Origin of the sequence: Mangrovivirga halotolerans (genome assembly GCF_026241165.1) — a bacterium.
Taxonomy (GTDB): domain Bacteria; phylum Bacteroidota; class Bacteroidia; order Cytophagales; family Cyclobacteriaceae; genus Mangrovivirga; species Mangrovivirga halotolerans.
The window spans coordinates 1-4,054 of record NZ_JAPFQN010000018.1; the positions used below are offsets into that span (position 1 = coordinate 1).

A 4,054-nucleotide genomic window follows, 5' to 3' on the forward strand; every position below is an offset into this window, starting at 1 on the left:
AGGTACAACAACACCTATGGCCCACCGTTTTGTTTTCCAAATGAGGCTATTATCTTTGGGTATCAGCTATGCGTTTTTTAAGCAGCCGTAGGTTTCGGCGGACACATAGCCTTGACGTTATCATCAACTTGACTTATAAAACTGTATGGATTGGGGTAGGTTAGAAAATGATATAAAAGTCGCAATAGCTTCAAAACAGAAAATAAGCTTTTTAGTAGGTGCTGGCCTAAGTGCGGAAAGTGGCATTCCAACCTTTCGAGGAAAAGATGGCTTTTGGAAAGTCGGATCAAAAAACTATCAACCCGAAGAGATTGGAACTTACAGAATGTTCTGTTTGAACTCCGAGGAAGTTTGGAAGTGGTTTTTATTTAGAAAGACTATTTGCAAGAACGCTCAACCTAATGAAGGACATTTGGCACTAGTAGAAATCGAGGGTTTATTGAATGATCAATTTGCTCTAATAACTCAGAATGTCGATGGATTACACAAGAAAGCTGGCAACTCTTTAGAAAGAACTTATTATGTACATGGTGATTTGGATTTTGTAAGATGTGGTGATGAGTGCACTTCAAATTTATACCCTTTTCCCCAAGGTATTTCCGACAAGAAAAGAGGAGATCGAATAACAGAACAAGAACAGAAATTACTGAAATGTCCAAATTGTGGTGAAGACCTCAGACCACATGTGCTATGGTTTGATGAAACGTACAACGAAAAATATTATAAGTTTCAAACAGTACGTGACATAGCTGACAACACGGCATTACTATTCATTATTGGAACTTCCGGTGCAACTTATCTTCCAACTGAGTTTGTGGATAGGGTTAGTTTCTTTAACGGTGGAATAGTTGATATTAATCTTGATGACAACAACTTCACTGAGTTTATCAAATCCTACGATAAAGGATACTTAGTAAGGGACTCTAGCAGTCAAGTGTTACTGAAAATTGTGGAGCTGATGAAAAAGATGATAACACCAGGTAAAAAGTAATAGCCGCGCAAAGCCTTGCGCGCAAAAGTCCAAGCTACTACTTTTACCAATGTACGTTGGCATCCATTAAGAGCATTATGAAGACAATAAATTCTGAGAACTATTTTGACTACTTAACTGAAAGTACACGGAACAAACTTCAGAAGTTAACAACGTATTTTTATCTCGGACTAATTTTTATTGGTGGACTAATTTTTATCTTTAGCAGAGGGTGGATTAATTTTATTAACACGGCACTACTTCTAACGACAGGATTCATGTTAGTCTTCATTATCATAGAACTCATTTTTATTGTTTTTAGACTACGAATTTTTAACAGGAATCTTTGGATAACATACGGCCTGATTACTATGGTGCTCATCCCTTTGAACTACCTAATTTTCGATGAACACCAGCGATATTGGTCATTTGTAAGCGGATTAATATTTATGGTTCCTGTGGTTGTAATGGTAACTGCCAACTGGGTTTCGAATAGGCTTAATTAAAAATGAACAAGCTAATCAGATTAACAGCAAACAAAACTGTTTATATTATAGGAACAATAGGAAGCATAATTCTAGTAATCAAATATTATTGGGATATGAACACTATAAATTGCGAACCGTGTCTCCCTGATGCTCCATGTTCTCCATGCCGAACTGACTTTATGGAGAACTTTTGGACATATATTATCATCTGGAACGTATTAGGATTTGTATTCTTTAAATTCAGAAAACGGATTAAAACGGATGCCAACAAACGTTATGAATGAATGGGGTTTCGGTGGGCAGGTTAGTTTGGCGGTACTTGTAACATCCGCCACAAATTTTAAATTTAAATCAAGGTGTGGCTATGTGCGAGAGGAAAGGCTATTGCATTCTAATCCCCACTCATCATAGCTGTACGTTGGTAAGCATTAAGAGCTACTACCTATGAAAATATACATAAAACAAAAGGGTAGAAAGTATTTCATACATCAAAATCAAGAAACACCTCCAATAATAACGGGATATTGGGAATATGATAAAGATGATGGACTCCGTGCTCTTTTTTACGATCATAATGGTAAAGAAATATTAAAAGTCAGCATAGGTAAATGTCCTTGGATTGGAGGACCAACATCCTATTTGATTCATTTAATTAATGAAAATAATATAATAGAGGTTGAATTAAAGAATCGTTGGAAAAGTCATTATAAGTTCAAAGCTGATCATATAGATTACGACTTTTATGAGCATTTTGGACATAAAAAATCATTATTTAAGGGAGAATCCCAAGTCGCGAAATTTGATAAAGCCATCTATAATTGGGGAGAAAGAGATTCCGGATACGCAATTTTTAATTCAGATGAGAAGGTAGAATTGATACTTGGACTTTGGATTATGAAGGATATGGGAGAATGGAATGAGGGAGATGTTTCCGCTGATTTTGGTAACATAAACTTTTTAGCTAAAGAATGGAACAACTATTGGACTCCAAAAAGATAAAACGCTTACCAACAACAGCTATGGTCCACCGTTTTGATTTCCAAATGGGGCTATTATCTTTGAGTATCAGCTATGCGTTTTTTAAGTAGCCGTAGGTTTCGGCGGACACATAGCCTTGACGTTGTGGCTAATTAGTAATTACAACCTCTCTAAAATGTAATAATATGTAATGATTACAAATAAGGTAATAAATATAGATGACTATTCTCTATGTTATAATACATCAGAAGCATTTACATCTGGATTATTTTTCTCTAAAGAGGACATTTTAATTCCGTATATTAATATTAATATAAGTTCAGAAAATCCATTAATGCTAAATATTGGAGACCAAATTGAATTCTCATATTTAATTTTAAGAGAAGTTAAATCGTTACAATGGGATGGTTACAGAGATAGTGATGTATATAATAAAGTTGTTGGGCATTTAGTGATAAATCAGAATAATGATGAGTTAGTTAAAGAATATTTTGCATTAGTGACCTCAAATATTTGGCTAGAATTAAAAATTAAATACAAGAAATGTGAGGTATTTATCCCAAGAGGATCAAGAATAAACAGAACTTATTGGTCTTCAAGAGATCTAGGGTTGTTTAAGCGCAATGTTGACAATAATAGATCAAATGATTTTTTACAATTAAGAAATATTCCTCCTGCTTTAAGTAGCAAACTTAAATCTGATGAATTAATTCCAATAGAGTTTACCAATTCAGAGCCTGAGATAATAAAAGAAATAAAAAAAGACTGGTGAAACTAGCCACAACAACACCTATGGTCCACCGTTTTGTTTTTCAGTTGGAGCTATTATCTTTGGGTATCAGCAATGTGTTTTTTAACTAGCCGTAGGTTTCGGCGGACACATAGCCTTAACGTTGTAAGTCATTAAGTAGTACAATTATTAAGCATCATGGAATAAACTAGGTGTTGATTTGATCAATATAATGGAGAAAAATAATATAGGACTGAGTGGATACATTCATCAAGGAAATCTAGATCAAGCAAGTAGATTAATTTTAAATGGTGCAGATATTAATGAAAAATATGATTTTGAAGTAAGACCAATCATAGCCGCAATTAATTCTGATAAATTAGAAGTTTTACAGTTTGTTATTGATCAAGGAGCTGATGTTAATATTGACATGGGAGAACCAACAAGGATAATGATTGATTATATTATTGATAGTATGATACAAAGTGAAAGATATCACCCTTATCCAGAAGATCTCGAGAAATTAAATTTACTGATAAATAATGGTGCAAACATTAAACTAAAAGATAATTCAGGAAATAGACCAATTGATGTTTTAAAACTGTACGGGACAACCGATGAAGCCCTTACTAAATTGAAATCAATTTTTAGACCGATAATACCAGACATTGATGATTTAATATAATTCAATTATTTAAAACGACTTACAACAGCATGTTCCATGAATAATCCCTTCCCTTTAATTTAACTACAATTCACTGATATTCAATAACTTTTCTTTTTGTTTTTATCCTTTTAGCTCTTTTTCAAATGAGTGATAGCGGTCAAGGCCGGGCATAGCAATCCCAGGCGGATTGATAGGTCCGCTACGTATAGCCTTGAGGGCTA

Annotated in this window: 5 protein-coding genes; all 5 read left to right on the forward strand. The window is 34.1% G+C overall.

The window, feature by feature from the left end; genetic code table 11:
• Positions 1 to 145: 145 nt before the first annotated feature.
• The 5 genes from OO013_RS19935 (at position 146) to OO013_RS19955 (ending at position 3,851) form a co-directional block, all read left to right on the forward strand.
• Positions 146 to 991, forward strand: a complete 846-nt coding sequence (locus OO013_RS19935) for an SIR2 family NAD-dependent protein deacylase (protein WP_266058885.1) — start codon at positions 146 to 148, stop codon at positions 989 to 991.
• A 487-nt stretch (positions 992 to 1,478) separates the two neighbouring features.
• On the forward strand, positions 1,479 to 1,742 hold the full coding sequence (locus tag OO013_RS19940; protein WP_266058886.1) for a hypothetical protein: 264 nt from the start codon (positions 1,479 to 1,481) through the stop codon (positions 1,740 to 1,742).
• Positions 1,743 to 1,902: 160 nt separating this feature from the next.
• Positions 1,903 to 2,457, forward strand: coding sequence for a hypothetical protein (locus OO013_RS19945; protein ID WP_266058888.1), 555 nt, complete (start codon positions 1,903 to 1,905; stop codon positions 2,455 to 2,457).
• 169 nt (positions 2,458 to 2,626) lie between these two features.
• A complete protein-coding gene (locus OO013_RS19950; protein WP_266058889.1) occupies positions 2,627 to 3,208 on the forward strand; it encodes a hypothetical protein in 582 nt (193 codons plus the stop codon).
• 190 nt (positions 3,209 to 3,398) lie between these two features.
• Positions 3,399 to 3,851, forward strand: a complete 453-nt coding sequence (locus OO013_RS19955) for an ankyrin repeat domain-containing protein (protein WP_266058891.1) — start codon at positions 3,399 to 3,401, stop codon at positions 3,849 to 3,851.
• Positions 3,852 to 4,054: the final 203 nt, after the last annotated feature.